Genomic DNA, 17977 nt, shown 5'->3' on the forward strand with positions numbered 1-17977 from the left:
GCGCTCAATTGCGGTAAAAATAGTCAATAATCAGGTAAAGGATAGATTGTGAAAATAGCGATGATGGGGTCTGGCGGAGTTGGCGGCTTTTTTGGCGGAAAACTCGCACAGGCAGGCTTTGACGTCAGTTTCATTGCTCGCGGCGCGCACCTGGCTGCAATGCGCGAACGCGGCCTGGTGATCGAAAACGAAACACAAGGCGAGACTCGTTTGCCGAAAGTGCAGGCGACCGATGACCCAACGACATTGGGACAGGTTGATCTCGTGATTCTCTCGGTAAAGCTGTGGGATACCGAATCGGCGGCACAATTGATCAAGCCGCTGGTGGGGCCGAACACCGGAATATTGTCGCTGCAAAACGGTGTCATCAAAGACGACATTTTGCGTCGCGCATATGGCACAGCGGCCATAATGGGCGGCGTGGCCTATGTGGGCGCCTATATTTCGAGGCCCGGCGCCATTCACCAGATAGGCACGATGCAGCGGATTGTGCTGGGCGAATATGACGGCCACAAATCGGCCCGTGCCGAGTTTCTGCACAAAGCATTATTGCGTGCGGGAATTACCTCCGAGCTAAGCACGGATGTGCGCCGATCCATCTGGGAAAAATACGTTTTGCTGGTGGGGCTATCGGCTACGACCACATCAATGCGCTCGCCGCTCGGCCCCATTCTCGACAATACCCAAAGTCGCGCCTTCATGCTGCAGGTAATGCGTGAAGTTGTAGCGGTCGGCCGCGCTCATGGCGTCGCCCTGCCCGAAGGCTTCGCTGATGACCGTCTTGCCTTTGCCAGTACCTTGCCTGGCAATATGGACTCGTCGATGCACCACGACCTTAAAAGCGGCAACCCTCTGGAAGTGGATTGGCTAAGCGGCGGCGTGGTGCAACTCGGGCGCGAGAAAAACATACCGACGCCCGCCAACAGCGCAGTGTGCAATATTCTTGCCCTGTATGCGGCCGGCACCAAGAGAACACTGGATCACGCACAAGAAGCATCATGACCGATGACCATTGGGCCCTGATGCCCTTGGCGCCTAAACCTTTACGCCCAGGTATTTTTCAATGACGCTGTTCTCATACTGGAGCTGTTCAGGGGTGCCCTCGTACACCACGTGCCCATTATTGATAATGTAGCAACGATGCGCGAACGACAAGGCAGCGCGCACGTTTTGCTCGACAATCACAATCGTATGACCGTCGTCGGCCAGTTTGCGACACACCAGCATCAGGTCGCGCACGATAAGTGGAGCCAACCCTTCGAAAGGCTCGTCGAGCAAAATAAGGCCGGCGTTGCGTATCATGGCCCGGGCAATCGCCACCATTTGCTGCTCGCCACCCGACAGTTCCTTGCCACGATGCTTGCGCCGTTCGGCCAGCCGCGGAAAAGTTTCGTAGATGGCGTCGAGTGACATAGGATCCGGGGCCGACATGGCCGCCAACTGCAGATTCTCGTGCACACTGATGGAGCCGAATACACGCCGTTCTTCGGGTACCAGCTGTATGCCGCGCGCGGCCAGCTCGTGGGGCAGCATATGCTGCACTTCGACGCCTTTATGGCGAATAACCCCGCTCTTGGGCTTGACGACCCCCATCAAGGACTTGAGCGTGGTGCTTTTGCCCGCACCGTTGCGCCCCAGCAAAGCAATGACCTCGTTCTCTTCGACGCGCATCGACACATCAAAGAGAATATGGGAATCCCCGTAATAACTATTGATCTTTTCAACTTCAAGCAGACTCATGCTCGTCCATCCCTCCGAGATACGCTGCCTGTACAGCGGAATTGGCCCGAATTTCATCGGGAGTGCCTTCCGCCAGCTTGCGGCCTTCGTAAAGCACGGTAATGCGTTCGGCCAGCTCGAACATCGCGTCCATATCGTGCTCGACGATCACCATGCTGCGGCCCTTGCGTATTGATTTAAGCAACGCCACCACATGAACGCGCTCTTCCGGTCCCAGGCCAGCCAGTGGCTCGTCGAACAGCAGGACGTTCGCGCCAGTGGCAAGCGCCAGGCCAATTTCAAGGCGCCGCTTTTCGCCATAAGGCAGTTCAGACACAAGCGAATCCGCCCGATGCGACAAACCAACCAACGCGATGGCCGCATCAACCTGCTCGGCCAAGCCTTCGACACGATGCAAGCCGCGCAGCATATCGGGCTTGAAGCGCCCACGACGCCGCGCCAACACGGGAATAATGGCGTTCTGACGAACCGTCAGGGCGTCGAACAACTGATTGATCTGATAGCTTTTACTCATGCCCAGCTGACACACCGCGGTCACACCTACCCCGGTGATCTCGTCGCCGCGCAGGAACACTTGCCCTGTCGTGGTTTGCAGCTCGCCCGCCAACATGCTGAAGAAGGTGGATTTTCCGGCACCGTTAGGGCCGATCACACCACGCAGCTCGCCTTCCCTCAACGAAAACGAAACATCGTTGACGGCAGCCAGGCCGCCATACTGCTTGCTGATGCCGCGCGCCTCGAGCACCGGCATATCGGCACCCAGGGATTTGGCCGGAACAATGGCAAGGGGTGCACGTACAGGTTGTTCCGCGAGTACTTCTTCACGCTTGAACGTAAACCAGCGCCTGGCGCCGGCGATGAGCGCGCCCGCCACCCCGTGGCGAAATACGGTAACCAGTATGACGAAAATCACACCCAGAATCAATTTCCAGTACGCGCCCACACCCGCTATATTTTGCAAGCCTTCGTACAGGTACAACCAGATCGTAGCGCCCAGCAACGGCCCCAATAGCGTACCCGCGCCGCCCATGACCGTCTGGATGACCAGTTGCGCAGACGTATCCAGGGCAAAAGCGTCTGGGGGCATATAAGCCTGGAAAATGCCCAGCAAGCCACCTGCCAAACCGCCATAAGCGGCAGCAATCACAAAAACGCTAAGCTTGTAGTAGTTGATGGAGTGGCCCAGGGCAATGGTACGTTTTGGATTGCCGCGTATGGCCTTGAGCACAGCGCCAAATGGCGAACGCACAATACGGCGCGCGATGAGATAGCCCACATAAAAGAATATGGCCACGAAGCAATACATGGGCCAGCCACTGGATATATGCAAAGTGGTAAAGCCCAGATTGATAACCGGAGGCGGCACGCCGGCGATTCCGTTTTCGCCGCCCGTATAACTTTTGAACGATGAGTTTTCAAGAAAGAAAAACATTTCGCCAAACGCCAGCGTACTCATGGCGAAATAAATGCCTGTGCGACGAAGGGTGAGGTAGCCGATCACCACACCCGCCACAACCGCCACCAACGTACCAATAAGCAAGGCCAACAGCATGGGCACAGCCCCGCCGGTCAGCAGGTAAGCGGTGACAAACCCGCCCACACCGTAAAAAGCCGCCTGGCCAAACGATAGCAAGCCGGTATAGCCAAACAGCAGATCGAAACCCAGGCCGAACAAGCCCCAGATAAGAATGCGGGTCATGAGATCGGCGCCGATGCCTATGGAAGGCAGGACGAAAGGAGCGAAGATCAGGCAGATTCCAACCACCAGTTCGGGGATCTGCCGACGCAATAAAGCGCCCGGTCGATTGTGCGAAATCATTCGCGCCCCTCCTGTCCCATAATGCCTTGGGGACGGAATATCAGCACAAGCGCCATCGCAACAAACAACATGACATCGGAATAAGCAGGATCAAACATAGAGGTAAGACTAAGAATTTCGCCCGCGATAATGCCCCCGATAATGGCGCCCGGGAAGGACCCCACGCCACCGATGACCACCACCACAAACGAATCAACGAGAACCCGAAAACCCATATCGGGGGCCAGCGTGACAATAGGCGCATCGATCACGCCGGCATAGCCCGCGGCCATGGCCCCGATGCCAAACACCAGCAGGAAAATACGCTTGACATTAATGCCAAGGATGTTGACCATCAGCGAATCTTCGATTCCCGCGCGCACGATCAAACCCAGGCTGGTTCGATACAGCACAAAATAAAGCACCACCAAGGTACCGGCCGAAATAGCCAGCGCTTCGAGTCGGTACAGGGGATAAATAAGGGAGCCGATATGCACAATGCCCTGGCCCCATGGGGGCGTAGGCACCGACAGGCTTACGCCGCCAAAAATCCCGCGCACGATCTCGACCAGGACAATGCCTATGCCGAAGGTAACCAGGATCTGATCTTCGGGCGGACGCCCGTAAAACAGACGCACCAAGCCGCGCTCCATGATCAAGCCGACCACGAGCGCTGCCAGCGCGCCTACCCCTATGGCGATCACAAACGAATCTGTGGCGCCATAGGTGGCAAAGCCCGCGTAAGCCCCGACTACAAACAGAGCCCCGTGCGCAAAGTTAACAACACCCAGCGTGCCGTAAATAATTGTCAAGCCAGTACTGATTAGAGCCAGCAACAGGCCCGTTGCGAGCCCGTTAAATAGCTGCGATAAAAACAACGACATGCTAGGCATTCAATCCCCCGCTTACCTTTATATATACGTCGAACTAACTATTTATATGAATAGTCTTAGACGTACGAGCCTAGCTTGCAACCAAAGTGACCCACTGGAGGCATGACAGACGCCCCATCGACAACGGCGACGATCTCGAACAGATCGGACTTGTCTTTCATGTCGGCCTTTTTCTTGCCGCGCACAATGGGGAAATTGATGACGCCCTGATGGTCTTCGCCACGGAACCACACCTCGCCCACGGGGCCTTCGCGCTTCTGGCCTTTTTCGTAAGCCTTGATGACTTCCGGGGCATAGAATGTGCCCGCCCGTTCGATGGCGTCAGCCCACAAAGCGGTATTGAGGTAAGCGATATAGGCCGAATCGTGCGGCTTGGAATTGAATTTTTTCTCGAACGCGGTAACGAAATCTTTGGCGACCGGATATTTGTCCTGCAGCGTCCACCAGAAGCCCGTTGCGCCATAGACACCCTCGATGACGTCCGGCCCGAGCTCCTCACCCAGAAACGGCGCCATGTACGGGACGACCAAGGACATTTTGTCGAGAATGCCAAACTGCTTGGCCTGTTTGATCGAGTTGGCGGCGTCAGCACCGTAATCGATCACAACCAGGGTATCGGCGCCGCTATTGGCGATGTTGATCAAATACGAGCTGTAGTCTTTGGCGCCCAGCGGGTGTACCTGCTGGCCCATTGTTTTCCAGCCTTCTTTTTCGGTGAACTCTTTCATCGAATCGTAGGTGGTATGCCCATAGGTGTAATCGGGAACCAGATATACCGCCTTGCGATTCTTGCCCATGGATTTGGCCAATACAGGCGAAATCGCCTTGGCTGCCGTGTAAGCGAAGTAGCACAGACGGAACCCGTAACGCTGGCAATCCACCCCGGTTGTTTCATTGGAGCCGCTGATAGCCGCCAGGTAAATGGTTTTTTCGCGATTGCAGACCTTTTGCAGGGCAATAGCCACAGCGCTGCTCACGCTGCCCGAAATCATCATGGCTTTGTTTTCATGAATGAAGCGCGTAGCAGCCTGAACGGCAGAATTGGGCTTGGTTTCAGCATCGATAACGCCGTACTTCACGGTTTTACCCAAGATGCCTTTTTTTGTCAGCGGTGAAATCTTTTTGATTTCAGCCGCACCGGCATTGAGCTGTTCAATGGCCAGCTCGTAGCCTTTTTGTTCGTCTGCGCCCTCGGCGGAGTATGGACCGGTCAAATCGAGAGTCAGACCCACAAAAACCGAATCACCGCTTACACCGGCCGGGTAATTGCCCAGTGCCGGATACTTATCGGCCGCCAACGCCATACCTGGTACGGCTGGCAACATTGCCGCTCCGGCAGCCCCTGCCCCCATCTTCAGCAACGACCGACGGTCAATGCCGCCCTGTTGGCTGCCGGGACCCTTTTTTGTATCTTCCATACTGATCTCCTTTGTGTGTAAACAAAATTGCTCGTCGAGCTTGATGTCGGTTTTGGTAGCCGGCAAAAGAACAGTGCAACAACAGCAAGCGAACAGGCTCGTCGGCTTGCATACAATATGCGCACTTTGGGCGCGCACCTACCCGCCCGCCACGATATTTTTTTATATCTGGTTACGATGTGTTTTCAATATATCGCGCCGCGGCAAAAAAATATAGCAATTTATCCCTAGGGAAAACCTTCATTGAAGTCCCAACCCGGGCTTGATCAATTGACGAAAACGGCATACAGGCTGCTTAGTCGAGCCTGATCCGCCCTGCGTATTCGCGTAATATGCCCAGGCTCGGATCTTTGCGCGGCCAGATCAGTCCGACGCCGTCATCGTTGTAACGCGGCAGTACGTGCAAATGTAAGTGCGGCACCGTTTGCCAACCCGCAGGCTTGTTGGCCTGCAAGATGGTCATGCCGTCAGGCTTGAATGCAGCGGCGACCGCACGGGCTATTTTGTGCGCCGCACGCATCATTGCCATCGCCGTTTCTTCGTCGGCCTGCATCAACGTTTCGTAAGGCTGCTTGCTTGCAACCAGCACATGCCCGGGATTGACCTGGCCGGCATCCATGAAGGCATACACATGATCATCTTCGTAAACCTTGGCGCAAGGAATTTCGCCGCGGATAATTTTCGAAAACACAGTCTCCATGCTTTGCTCGCTTTATCAATACGACATATACAAGAAGGCCGCAACCACGCTCCAACAAGATACTGCCGGGTCATGGCACCCACAAGGGGTGCCGCCACAAACATGCCCACCCGTCGTTCACGTAGCGGCACCCCTAGTGGGTGCCATTGCCCCCAACACATCACCACGCACCGCAACTGCCACCATCGCCACCAGACATAAATTTCGCGCCGGCCATTCAGAGCCACGTAAGTGTTCCAGTATAGGATACCCGCTTGGGTTCAGAAATAAAAACAGGAGACTTTAATGTTACGCAAAGCTATTTCGTATTTGCTGGCTGCGTCGTTGCTTACGGTGACGGCAATGGCGGGTGCCGCGACGGCGCCGTCCGAGATCAAGCTCGGAACACTCTATGCGTCATCAGGACCTTTCGCAGCGATTTCCATGCCGGTTTATCAAGGCCTGAAGCTCTGGGTTAACCAGGAAAACGCGCAAGGCGGGGTCATGGTCAAACCCTTCAATAAACGCATTCCCATCAAGCTCATTTCTTACGACGACCAAAGCAATACCGCAACAGCGGCTACCTTGTACAACCAGTTAGTGACGCAAGACAAAGTTGATCTGCTGGTGGCCGACAGCGGCTCGGTACTGACGGCGCTGGCCGTGCCCATTGCACGCGAACACAAGATACTGCTGTTTGATCAAACAGGCACTGGCGGTACCTTTTTTACCAAAGACAACCCATACATCGTGCTGCTGTCCGATCCCGTATCGACCATCTGGCCAAAATACGTGGCGGACTTCCTGACGCATGAAGGGCCCAAGCTTGGCATCAAGCGTGTTGCCCTGCTGTACGCCACCAACGATTTTACGGGCACGCAAGCCAACGCTGTACGCGGCTTCATCAAGGCATCGGGCGCTCCGATAGAACTGGTGTACGACAAAGGCGTACCCACTAATACCACCAACTACACGGTACTGATCAACAATATCCAGGCAGCCAAGCCGGACGCCGTGATTCAAATGGGCTATCCCGGCAACGATATCGCGTTCCTGCGCAACCTGCATGATTCGGGCACCCACTTCAACTGGTTGTTTGCCATTTACCCCGGACTGGAAACTGAACATCTGGAAAAGACAGTAGGCGCCGATGGCCTGAAGTATGTCTACACCTACACGCCTTCGTCAGCCGTTGAATACCACGCTGAATCGGGCATGTCGCTGCCGCAGTTCCGGGAAGCATGGAACAAGGCCTATCCAGACGGCAAAGTGGCGTTTGGCTTTAATTCCGTTGCCGGCTACACCAGCGGCCTGATCATACAAAACGCTCTGGCTGTCACCGAAAGCATGGATCAGTTGGCGCTGCGTAAAGCCGTGTTCAGCCTGTCGGGCAAACTCAAAACCCTGGACGGCACGTTTGCGCTGGATGAAAACGGCGCGCAAGTGGGTGAAATCACTCCACTGGGCCAGTTGGTTCCCGACGGTAAAGGCAGCGTGAAATTTACGGTCGTCTATCCTTCGGACGTAGCAACGGGGAAAGCGATTTACCCAGCGCCATCCAAATAAGGCCTTGTCAGGCTCCCCTTTCAGGGTTCCTGAGAGGGGCCTGATGCCCGTCGCGATGCACTGCATCGTTATTCAACACGAGCCCGCCGCCATATGCTTGAGTACTCGATAGTAGCCGGCCTGCTTTTTGGCCTTTATTTCAGCCTGGTCGGCCTGGGCTTGAACCTGGTCTTTGGCGTAATGCGCATCGTCAATCTGGCGCACGGCGATTTCGTCATGCTGGGCGCCTTGGCCGCGGTGGGGTGCTACAGTGCCTACGCCATCAGCCCGATTGCGGCGGCAGTGCTGTCGCTGTTCGCATTCGCCATTGTCGGCTTTCCTCTGTACTACCTGCTGGTGCCCCGCCTGCTGCGCTCGTCCGACCCGGAGATGCTGTCGATCATTCTGTTTTTCGGACTATCGCAAGTCATTGAATCGCTAACGACGATCGTGGTTGGCCCCAGCGAGCGTTCGATTCCGGGGCGCGCATTGGGTGGCGGTCCGGTCCATCTGCTGGGTCAAACATTCCCCTCAGCCTGGGTCATCAGCGCCGTAGCCAGCGGCATCGCCGTCATGCTGCTGTTTCTCTACCTCTATCACACCCGTGCGGGACGCCTGACGCGCGCCGTGATGGTTGACCGCAACGAGGCGCTGGCTACCGGAATCGATGTCGACCGGATATCGGCGCTCGCTTTCGGCATCGGGTTGGGCCTGGCGGCCGTGGCCGGCTGCTTTGCCCCATTCATGCTGGGCAGTGTCACGCCCGCCATCGGCGTCAATCTAACCATACAGTCATTTACGGTGATTATTGTCGGCTCGCTGGGCAGCCCCTTGGGCACGGTTCTGGGCGGCCTGATCTACGGTGTGTCGCTGATGCTTATGCAAACCTATTTCAGTTCCTGGGCGGGCTTGCTGCCCTACCTGCTTCTAATCGCCATTCTTCTCGTGCGGCCCAGCGGGCTGTTGGGCCGCAAGGTGCGGTATGTCTAAAGCACTGCGACACTCCCTGCAGGTTCTGATTCCGCTTGTTGGCGCGGCGGCCCTGCTGCCGTATGTCTACCACAATCAGCTCCTGCTGTTTAATTTCATCGTGTTTTTAACCCTGGCGCAAGGCGTAAACATTATTTACGGCTTCACCGGCTACCTGCCCTTTGGTTATGTCGGATTCTTCGGCGCCGGAGCCTACGGATTTGCGATCGCCGTCATGCATCTGCACGCGCCGCCTTTGGTGGCCATGGTGGCAGGCGCATCGGCCTCGGTGCTGTTCGGGCTGGTGCTCACGCCCATGCTGCGGCTATCGGGCCCGTATTTCGCTATTGCCAACCTGGCGGCGGCGCTGGCAATTTCCGAAATCGTGTCCAACCCCGCACTCGAATCCATTACCAAAGGGCCTTATGGCGTGTCGCTTTCGGGTATATTCCAGCCCGCCTTCAGCTATGCCGTGGCAATCGTGGTCATGGCATTTTCGATGGGCTGCGTACTGTACTTGCGCCACTCGCGCTTCGGGCTGGCTTTGCAAGCCATCAAGGACGATCCCATCAGCGCGGCGATGGCGGGGATCAATGTGGTGCGCGCACGCATCGTGGCCTGGCTGCTTTCGGCATTGATCGCAGGCCTGATCGGCGCCAACTTTGCCTGGTTCGTGTCGGTGTTTTATCCCGACAACGTATTCAGCCCCGATTTCAGCATTTTCGCCATCGTTTTCGCCCTGTTCGGTGGGGTCGCCACGGCGACCGGGCCGATACTCGGAGTGGTGCTGCTCTACGGTCTGTACAACGTCATCGGCATTTCAACGCCACAATATTTTCAACTGATATATGGTTTACTGATTATGGCCCTGGTGTTATTTTTGCCCAACGGGCTGACCTCGTTGCTGCGGCGCTGGGGCATCCATGTCATCTGAAGCGTCGGGCATCGCAACTGCCTCCCCGCTGCTCACGGTCAAAAACCTGGCCAAGCGATTTGGTGCTTTCCAGGCGCTGCAAAGTGTCAGCTTCAACGTTCGTCCCGGCGAAGTGTTGGGCCTTGTCGGGCCTAACGGCTCGGGCAAGACAACCTGCATTAATCTGATTACCGGCCTGTACAAGCCCGATGGCGGGGCCATCCAATACCAGGGACGCTCGATCGGTGGGCTGCCTTCGCACCGGCTGGCACACATGGGAATCAATCGCAGCTTTCAAATTCCAAAACCGTTCAAATCACTTACCGTACGCGAAAACATCGAAGTTGCCGTGGCCTATGGCGGGCGCGGCTCGGATACGGCTGAAATCAAGCGCCTGCTGGAGTTTCTCGAACTGGATCTGCTGACCGATCGTCTGGCAAGCGAGCTGACGAGCGGCCAACAGAAGATGCTCGATCTGGCCCGCGCACTGGCGACCAAACCGGCGCTGCTGTGCGTCGACGAGCTGGGTGCCGGCTTGAACCCCAATGAGCTCACGCACGTGGCCCAGCGCCTGCGCGAGCTGGCCCGTTCGGGCATGGCCTTGCTGGTGGTGGAGCATCTGATGGACTTCGTGGACCAGGTGACAGATCGCCTTATCGTGCTCAGCGTGGGCAAAGATATTTTTTCGGGCCCCCTGTCGCAAGCAGTCCAGGATGCCCAGGTGGTGGAAGTCTTTTTGGGAGCGCCCGATGAGCACTGATTTGCTCACCGCATCCGGCCTGGATGCAGGCTATGGCGGAGTGCAGGCGCTATGGGGCGCGGGCCTGTCGGTGCGCGCCAAGGAAACCGTGGTGCTGATGGGCCCTAATGGCGCGGGGAAGACGACGCTAATCAAAACAATTATGGGCCTGGTCCAAAGCTGGAAAGGAGAGATCAGTTTTGAAGGCCGCAACATCGTTCACGATCGAACCGATAAACGGGTTCGTGCCGGCATTGCCTACATGTCCGAAATAGGCTGCTTTCCAGGCTTGAGCGTCGAGGACAATTTACGTATCGGGGGCCAGTTCCTCCCCGCCGCCGAATTCAAACGGCATATCGACGACCTTTATGATCGCTTCCCTACTCTGGCGCAAAAACGCAGGGCGCTGGGCGGCAGCCTGTCTGGCGGCCAACGAAAAATCCTGGGGGTCGCCAAGGCCCTAGCCGGCAAGCCCAGGCTTTTGGTCATGGACGAACCCTCCGCCGGCCTGTCGCCTTTATTCGTCAGAGAAGTTATCCACGTCCTGGGTCAATTCCGCGATTCAGGCCTGGCGCTCCTGATTGCGGAACAAAACATCCGCTTCCTGGACTTGGCCGACCGCGTCTATACCCTTGAAGGAGGGCGAATCGGCTTTGAAGGGACGGTACAAGCCCTGCACGCCGATGCCGCGCTGGAGCGCGCCTATTTCGGGTTGAAAAAAACCTGAATTCGTGCGCTAAATGAGGCCCCTCCGGCAAGAACCCCATCTGCCGCAACGCCCCTCACATCAGGCATAACACCCACTCAATTTGTCACATCCTTGGCGCCGTTTTTTTGCTACGCTCGGGTTGCCGAGGACGTGGTTGCGAGCCATGGTAATTCAACATAAATAGTACAAAATAGCTTATAAACAAAGACAAAATTTTTATATAAAAAGCGAAAACACATCGCATAAACTGAGCCTGTTCTTTTGGAGCAAGAACAACCCTCAACTGCAATCTCCGAGTACAAGTAAAACAGCATCAGCCGCACAACAGGCTGACCCAGACGTTATCCAACTGGCATTCACGCAGAGTCGCTCGCCATCGGCCGCCCGACGCCATGCAGCATCAGTCACCATCGAGTTCGCACGATCCCGATCAGGAGAATCATCATGAATGATATTGTCGACAAATATGTAGTCTATGCCCGTAAGATTGCCGTGCAATACGAAGCAAAACAGGTCGCTTTTGCTGATCTCACGGGCCTGGTCGAGGAGTTCGCCTCGAAGTTCACCGCACAGGTCAACGAGCTGCCGGAGTCGCAGCGCGCTCCCACCCGCGCCGCGCTCGAAACAGCCATCGAAGCCGTGCAAAATTCCCTGGATGAACATAGCCTCTCCGCGCAAGCGCTGGAAGAAATTCTGCTTTCGTTTAACCGCACGCCTATTTATTAGCGGCGTGGCAACGATGGCGTTATGAAATGCACCTGTCGCTTGTAGTGGCAGCCCTTGTGGCTGCCAAAACCGTTAGCCGACAGGACGGTATCTTATTGGCCGACAGACGGTATCTTGCATGAATGACAGGCACGAGGCCTGTCGCTACAGGCCTGTCGCCACAAAATTCGCGCGCGCATTTCTGTAGCGGCAGCCCTTGTGGCTGCCAATAACTTACCCTTTAAAATAACATCAAAAATGCGCAACCCCGAACGCAAGCGCTCCTGCATGCTATCCGTTCATTCAGTCTCGACAAGCCGCCATGCCCCCCCCCAACAAACTCCGAATTCTTCACTGCCTTTGGCAGGGATACGCGTGGTCGAAATGACTCACATGGTCATGGGTCCGATTTTGGGATGCTGTTCATCGTGAATACCATCGTAAATTGCGATGGAGTCCATCGCCAGAGCGCCCTTATAAACACATGGCGATCCGGTTAGACTGCTTCCTAAACTATCGACAATAATTACGGAGACAAATCCATGCGCCCTATTACCTACCGCTTTTTTAGTGTTGCGGTCGGCTTTGCCTGTATTTCGCTAAGCTCTGTTGGTCAGGCTGCCGACGCCTACCCTGACCACACGGTCCGGCTTATCGTGCCGAGCTCGCCCGGGTCGACACTGGATCTCGTAGCGCGCACCTTCGGCCCTCCCCTCTCCAAGGAATTGAAACAATCCTTCGTGGTGGAAAACAAGGCTGGAGCGTCCAACATTACGGGTACGCGTGAAGTCGTGGTAGCTCCGCCCAACGGCTACACCATAGGTATGATTTCATCCAATCATGCCGTCAATCCAAGCTTGCATAAACGTCTACCCTACGATTCGATCCGGGACATCACTCCCATTACAATCATCGGCACCACACCGCTGGTTTTGGTTGTACCAAAAAACTCACCATACAAAACCGTGGACCAGCTCATTACAGCAGCCAAAGCGCACCCGGGCAAGATCAACTACGGATCCGCCGGCACGGGCACTGCCCTGCATCTGGCGGCGCTAATGTTTACCACAAAAGCTCATGTCGATATGATGCATATCCCGTACAAAGGCGGCAATCCGCTCATCACTGATTTGATGTCAGGCCAGATTGACTTTGCTTTTCTGGGAATGCCCTCTGTGTTGGCGCAAGTCAATGCGGGCACGCTCCATGCTCTGGCCGTCACCACCTTGAAACGCTCGACCAGCATGCCCAACGTACCCACGTTGGACGAGTCAGGATTGAAGGGCTACGACTACGATCCCTGGATTGCATTGTTCGGCCCAGCCAAGCTTCCTTCGCCCATTACGCAAAAACTGCAAAGTGAAGTCCACAAAATACTGCATCGTCCCGATGTTGAAAAACAATTCGCGGTGCAAGGATTCGTGGCGACAGGCAGCAGTTCTGTCGATGCGTTGGCCACGATCAAGAATGACATCAAGCTCAGCGCCGATCTGCTCAAAGCGGCACATATAAAAGCGATGGACTGACCGCGTAGAAATATGATGCATACAAGGTTTTTATGGCGCCCACAAGGGATGCCTCGACGAAATACTAGCTTCCCATTGCCCGCTGCAGCCGCCTCCAGCCTATACTGCTACGTTCAAATCAGACGTTACAGCACGAGGGCCAGAACATGTGGAAAGTTGATCCGACTTCACTCTATTTGTTCATTGCGGTGTGCGAAGAAGGCAGTATCGCGCGAGCGGCCGAACGTGAACTAGCGTCGCCGGCGGCCATCAGCAAACGCATCGCCGACATCGAAAAATCCATAGGAACCCCACTGTTGTCGCGCAGTCAGAAGGGCGTCACCCCCACCGCCGCGGGACAAGTCTTGCTGCGGCACGCCCGAAACCTGATCGGCAACATCGATAAATTGCGCAGCGAATTGAGCGAATATGCGAGCGGGGTCAAAGGTCATGTACGGCTACTGGCCAATGTGTCGTCAATCACTGAATTCTTACCCGAAGAACTCACGACCTTCTTTCAAAAATACGAGCATATTCAGGTCGATCTCGAAGAACGCGTCAGCCTAGAAATTGCAAGAGGCGTGATCGACGGGAGTGCCGACCTGGGTATTTGCCGAGACTTTGTATCGACCGGCGACCTACACACCATCCCATACCGCAGCGACCATTTTGCACTGGTTGTGCACGACAAGCATCCGCTGGCCCATCGAAGCTCATTGCCTTTCGAAGAGGCCATACACTACGAACAAATAGGCCTGGCGCCCAACGCGGCCGTCAACGTCCTGATGACACGCATTGCAGCCCAAAAAGGCGTAGAACTGCGCTATCGAACCCACATCACTACTTTCGATGCCGCCTGCCGCTTCGTTCAGGCCGGACTGGCTGTAGCCGTGCTGCCATTCGAGGTTGTGGTGCGCTACAGCCACATGGTCGGGCTGCGCATCATACCGTTGACAGACGCTTGGGCCACCCGACGTTTCATCATTTGCACACGCCGAACCGATAAACTATCCATACCGGCGCGACGCCTGCTCGATCATCTGCTCGATCGCGTACCGGCCATCTCATGACCACCATCGTTATCCGCGATGGACACCATCGCCTGCCAGTCCTTATGCCCAGCGCTACAAATCTATAAACTCAAATTTACCTACTTGCCACCTACAAAGTTGACTATGGTTCAAGCCGATACCAAGGCCATCGTACAGGAAGTCGGATTGCGCGATGGCCTGCAAGCCGCCGCATGCACCATGCCCACCAAAGACAAGATCCGATGGATCGACGCGGCCTACCAAGCCGGCGTACGCCATATGGAAATTGCGTCTTTCGTGCCGCCCAGGCTACTGCCGCAAATGGCCGATGCCGCCGAAGTCGTCACCTATGCAAAAGGCTACCACGACCTCGTCATCACAGCGCTCGTTCCCAACGAAAAGGGAGCATTGAATGCCCTGGCGGCCGGTGTCCACCGCATCGTCGTCCCGATCTCAGTTAGTCACGCCCATAGCCTGGCTAATGTGCACAAGACGCCAGCGGCCATGGTGGAAGAATTTGGCAAGATACGCACGCTTATCGCTAACCAGAAAAACCCGATAAATCTGGTCGCCGGTTTGTCGACCGTGTTCGGCTGTACGTTGCAAGGAATAGTAAGCCTCCAGGCGGTGTGCGACATCGTCGAAAAATGCCTGGAGGCCGGCGCCGATATCATCGCCCTGGCCGACACAACCGGCCACGCTACGCCACTACAGGTCAGCCAAACCATAGCAGCCGTAAAAAAAATAGCTGGGTCAAAATTCACCTCTATGCACTTCCATGATACTCGCGGCATGGGCCTGCCAAACACCCTGGTCGCGTTAGAGCACGGCATCCGCGAATTCGACGCCTCACTGGGAGGCCTGGGTGGATGCCCGAACGCACCGGGCGCCACGGGCAATGTGGTTACCGAAGACCTGGTCTACATGCTGGAGAGCATGGGCTACGCCACGGGTATTGATCTGGCCAAACTGGTGGCTATGCGCGACATCATCCGCCAGGCCTTGCCCAACGAGCCGCTATATGGCTTTATCGCACGCGCAGGCATTCCTATAAGCTATCCATTCATTCAATCCTGACAAGCCTGCCATGCATCCCGAACAAACTCCGAACTCTCCGCTGCCTCTGGCAGGAATACGCGTGGTTGAAATGACGCACATGGTCATGGGCCCGACTTGCGGCATGATTCTGGGCGATCTGGGCGCCGAGGTAATCAAGGTCGAACCGCCGCAGGGAGACCGCACGCGCACCTTGCTAGGCGCCGGCGCAGGCTTTTTTCGCACCTTCAATCGCAACAAGAAAAGCGTTGCCCTGGACGTGAACAATCCGCTCGGACTCGATGCCCTGCACAAACTGATCGACGCCGCTGATGTCTTTGTAGAAAATTTCAAGCCGGGCCGCATGGCCGCGCTGGGCCTGGATTACGCCACGCTCAAGCAACGCAATCCCAAATTGATCTACGCATCGCACAAGGGGTTTCTCTCCGGGCCCTACGAAAAGCGCCTGGCTCTGGATGAAGTCGTGCAGATGATGGCCGGCCTGGCCTATATGACCGGCCCGGCCGGTATGCCCCTGCGTGCCGGCAGTTCCGTCAACGACATCATGGGCGGCCTCTTCGGCGCCCTGGGAGTGTTGGCCGCCCTGTTTCAGCGCAGGCAAGCCCAGGTGGGCCACGAAGTCCAGAGTGCGCTATTTGAAAATTGTGTCCTGCTCTCGGCCCAGCATATGCAGCAATATATCGTGACAGGCATGGCAGCCGCCCCCATGCCCGAGCGCATTAGCGCCTGGGGCATCTACGACACCTTCGAACTGGCTGACAAAGAGCAGATGTTCGTAGCCGCTACCGGCGACGCTCAATGGAAGACCTTATGCGAAATCATTCAGCGTCCCGATTTACATGCGAACGCGCACTTGGCCAGCAATAATGATCGCGTTCTGGCCCGTGACTGGCTGATTCCCGAGCTGCGCACGACACTCGCCCGGTTCGATTCGTCATGGCTCGCACGCGAATTCGAGGAAAAAAGCATACCGTTCGCAGCCATTACTCGACCGGAACAATTATTCGACGACCCACACCTGCTCGCGAGCGGCGGCCTGGGAAACCAGGAGCTTGAAGACGGCTCCACCACCCGAGTGCCTTTGCTGCCCATTTCGCTCGACGGCGCCCGCCTGCAGCCGCGCATGCCCATTGCGTCTATAGGCGAACATACTTCCGAGATCATGCAGGCCTTGGGATACAGCGCGGAACAGATACAGGAAATGAAGCGGACCCATTAATGTGGCCTGCATGGGTTTGGTGGCTGAGCGTTGATGGCAGCCACAAGGGGTGCCGCTACAAATTCAATCTGTGGGTCGCCGCGATGGCGGAGGCAGTTAAAATGCACCCATGAAAATTGGAATGTTCTTCATCAGCCTGCTGGCCATGGCGGCCTCCTGGTACTGGATTGGCCATCGCAACAGCTACGCGCAGTCCTTCTCCCAACAGTTGAAAAGCGCCTTCAAATGCGTGGCTATCGGTATAGCCGTGTACTTTTCGCTGCTCTTCGCCGTGATGCTTTATCTTGTGGCGACAACGGGCTGATTCATGGAATACAGCACAATAAAAATACAAAATATATTGTTACTTTGAACTAGTCTATTCATCCGTCTTGCAAAAAATGACAAAATGAAATGTAATGATCTCGACCTTTCCCCTATGCAAGTCGGGGCCCGCCTGTAACTAAACACTCATTTATCGACGTAATATTTCAGCATGGACGGCATGCGCCATTCTCTTTTTCTCAGCCTGCGATTAATTGGCGTATGCATCATTTTTTTGACGTGCGCCCGTCCAGTCTTGGCCACCGAGGCTACCTGGCCCGTACCTCCGTCACGCCTCAGCCTGCCCACTCCATATGGAACTCTCGACATCAAAACCAGTGGCTATATTTACGAATCTCACCTGACGCTCGACGGTGTCGACCTGGAGCCAAAAATTGAAGGGTTGCTCAACATCACCTACGCATTCTCCATATCCAAAGCAAAGGCCTTCATGGCCCTGGTGTCGATCGGCACAGGCAACAATGCGTGCCCGGTTTCTTACCGCTGGGTGACCATTCACAAAGGAGGCTATAAAGTTTCCCCCGCCTTTGGCTCGTGTTCCAATCAAATCAGGGTTTCCGCTCGGGGCCGCATTTTCACGCTCGCTACTCCTAACTCTCAAAAGCCTGATAAAACCGATATTTACGTTTATGATGGCAAGAGCATCAAGCACCGCCGCCCGTAATCTGTGGCATCCCGCGATTAACCGCCTTATGCCGTTTTCATCTATTCCCAGATGGCACCCACAAGAGGTG

Annotated in this window: 18 protein-coding genes; 13 read left to right on the forward strand and 5 right to left on the reverse strand. The window is 55.8% G+C overall.

From position 1 onward, the window contains the following. Positions 1-48 precede the first annotated feature (48 nt). The gene (locus tag EDC26_RS16880) at positions 49-1002 is read left to right on the forward strand and encodes a ketopantoate reductase family protein (protein WP_132584797.1); all 954 of its coding nucleotides are present in this window, start codon (positions 49-51) and stop codon (positions 1000-1002) included. Positions 1003-1035: 33 nt separating this feature from the next. On the opposite strand, the gene EDC26_RS16885 is transcribed toward EDC26_RS16880, so the two are convergent. The 5 genes from EDC26_RS16885 to EDC26_RS16905 all read right to left on the reverse strand — a co-directional run bounded on the left by EDC26_RS16885 (position 1036) and on the right by EDC26_RS16905 (position 6549). Then, on the reverse strand, positions 1036-1740 hold the full coding sequence (locus tag EDC26_RS16885) for an ABC transporter ATP-binding protein (RefSeq protein WP_132584799.1): 705 nt from the start codon (positions 1738-1740) through the stop codon (positions 1036-1038). Then, entirely contained in the window at positions 1727-3559 is a 1833-nt protein-coding gene (locus EDC26_RS16890; protein WP_132584801.1) for a branched-chain amino acid ABC transporter ATP-binding protein/permease, read from the reverse strand. The genes EDC26_RS16885 and EDC26_RS16890 overlap by 14 nt, the downstream gene beginning before the upstream one ends. Next, positions 3556-4431: a branched-chain amino acid ABC transporter permease gene (locus EDC26_RS16895; RefSeq protein WP_132584803.1), complete on the reverse strand. Its 876-nt coding sequence runs from the start codon at positions 4429-4431 to the stop codon at positions 3556-3558. The genes EDC26_RS16890 and EDC26_RS16895 overlap by 4 nt, the downstream gene beginning before the upstream one ends. Before the next feature lie 56 nt (positions 4432-4487). Beyond that, the gene (locus tag EDC26_RS16900; RefSeq protein ID WP_132584805.1) at positions 4488-5849 is read right to left on the reverse strand and encodes a substrate-binding protein; all 1362 of its coding nucleotides are present in this window, start codon (positions 5847-5849) and stop codon (positions 4488-4490) included. 295 nt (positions 5850-6144) lie between these two features. Beyond that, positions 6145-6549, reverse strand: coding sequence for an HIT family protein (locus EDC26_RS16905; RefSeq protein WP_132584807.1), 405 nt, complete (start codon positions 6547-6549; stop codon positions 6145-6147). A gap of 285 nt (positions 6550-6834) precedes the next feature. Between EDC26_RS16905 and EDC26_RS16910 the strand changes: the two genes are divergently transcribed. The 12 genes from EDC26_RS16910 to EDC26_RS16965 all read left to right on the forward strand — a co-directional run bounded on the left by EDC26_RS16910 (position 6835) and on the right by EDC26_RS16965 (position 17907). Continuing rightward, the gene (locus tag EDC26_RS16910) at positions 6835-8094 is read left to right on the forward strand and encodes an ABC transporter substrate-binding protein (protein ID WP_132584809.1); all 1260 of its coding nucleotides are present in this window, start codon (positions 6835-6837) and stop codon (positions 8092-8094) included. Between the two features lie 93 nt (positions 8095-8187). After that, positions 8188-9063: a branched-chain amino acid ABC transporter permease gene (locus EDC26_RS16915; RefSeq protein ID WP_132584811.1), complete on the forward strand. Its 876-nt coding sequence runs from the start codon at positions 8188-8190 to the stop codon at positions 9061-9063. Then, on the forward strand, positions 9056-9976 hold the full coding sequence (locus EDC26_RS16920; RefSeq protein WP_132584813.1) for a branched-chain amino acid ABC transporter permease: 921 nt from the start codon (positions 9056-9058) through the stop codon (positions 9974-9976). The genes EDC26_RS16915 and EDC26_RS16920 overlap by 8 nt, the downstream gene beginning before the upstream one ends. Beyond that, entirely contained in the window at positions 9966-10715 is a 750-nt protein-coding gene (locus EDC26_RS16925; RefSeq protein ID WP_132584815.1) for an ABC transporter ATP-binding protein, read from the forward strand. Before EDC26_RS16920 ends, EDC26_RS16925 begins: the two co-directional genes overlap by 11 nt. After that, positions 10705-11421, forward strand: a complete 717-nt coding sequence (locus EDC26_RS16930) for an ABC transporter ATP-binding protein (RefSeq protein WP_132584817.1) — start codon at positions 10705-10707, stop codon at positions 11419-11421. The genes EDC26_RS16925 and EDC26_RS16930 overlap by 11 nt, the downstream gene beginning before the upstream one ends. Positions 11422-11847: 426 nt before the next feature. Next, a complete protein-coding gene (locus EDC26_RS16935) occupies positions 11848-12129 on the forward strand; it encodes a hypothetical protein (RefSeq protein WP_132584819.1) in 282 nt (93 codons plus the stop codon). Positions 12130-12650: 521 nt separating this feature from the next. Beyond that, positions 12651-13634, forward strand: a complete 984-nt coding sequence (locus tag EDC26_RS16940) for a Bug family tripartite tricarboxylate transporter substrate binding protein (protein ID WP_132584821.1) — start codon at positions 12651-12653, stop codon at positions 13632-13634. Positions 13635-13780: 146 nt separating this feature from the next. Next, positions 13781-14683 carry a LysR family transcriptional regulator gene (locus EDC26_RS16945; protein WP_132584823.1) on the forward strand — a complete coding sequence of 301 codons (903 nt, stop codon included), beginning with the start codon at positions 13781-13783 and terminating at the stop codon, positions 14681-14683. A 105-nt stretch (positions 14684-14788) separates the two neighbouring features. Then, positions 14789-15721: a hydroxymethylglutaryl-CoA lyase gene (locus tag EDC26_RS16950; RefSeq protein ID WP_132584825.1), complete on the forward strand. Its 933-nt coding sequence runs from the start codon at positions 14789-14791 to the stop codon at positions 15719-15721. Positions 15722-15731: 10 nt separating this feature from the next. After that, complete coding sequence (locus EDC26_RS16955; protein ID WP_132584827.1) at positions 15732-16919, forward strand: CaiB/BaiF CoA transferase family protein; 1188 nt, start codon at positions 15732-15734, stop codon at positions 16917-16919. 121 nt (positions 16920-17040) lie between these two features. Then, positions 17041-17223, forward strand: a complete 183-nt coding sequence (locus tag EDC26_RS16960) for a hypothetical protein (RefSeq protein WP_132584829.1) — start codon at positions 17041-17043, stop codon at positions 17221-17223. A gap of 180 nt (positions 17224-17403) precedes the next feature. Beyond that, positions 17404-17907, forward strand: coding sequence for a hypothetical protein (locus EDC26_RS16965; protein ID WP_132584927.1), 504 nt, complete (start codon positions 17404-17406; stop codon positions 17905-17907). Positions 17908-17977: the final 70 nt, after the last annotated feature.

The organism is Paralcaligenes ureilyticus (assembly GCF_004346225.1).
GTDB classification, from domain to species: domain Bacteria; phylum Pseudomonadota; class Gammaproteobacteria; order Burkholderiales; family Burkholderiaceae_B; genus Paralcaligenes; species Paralcaligenes ureilyticus.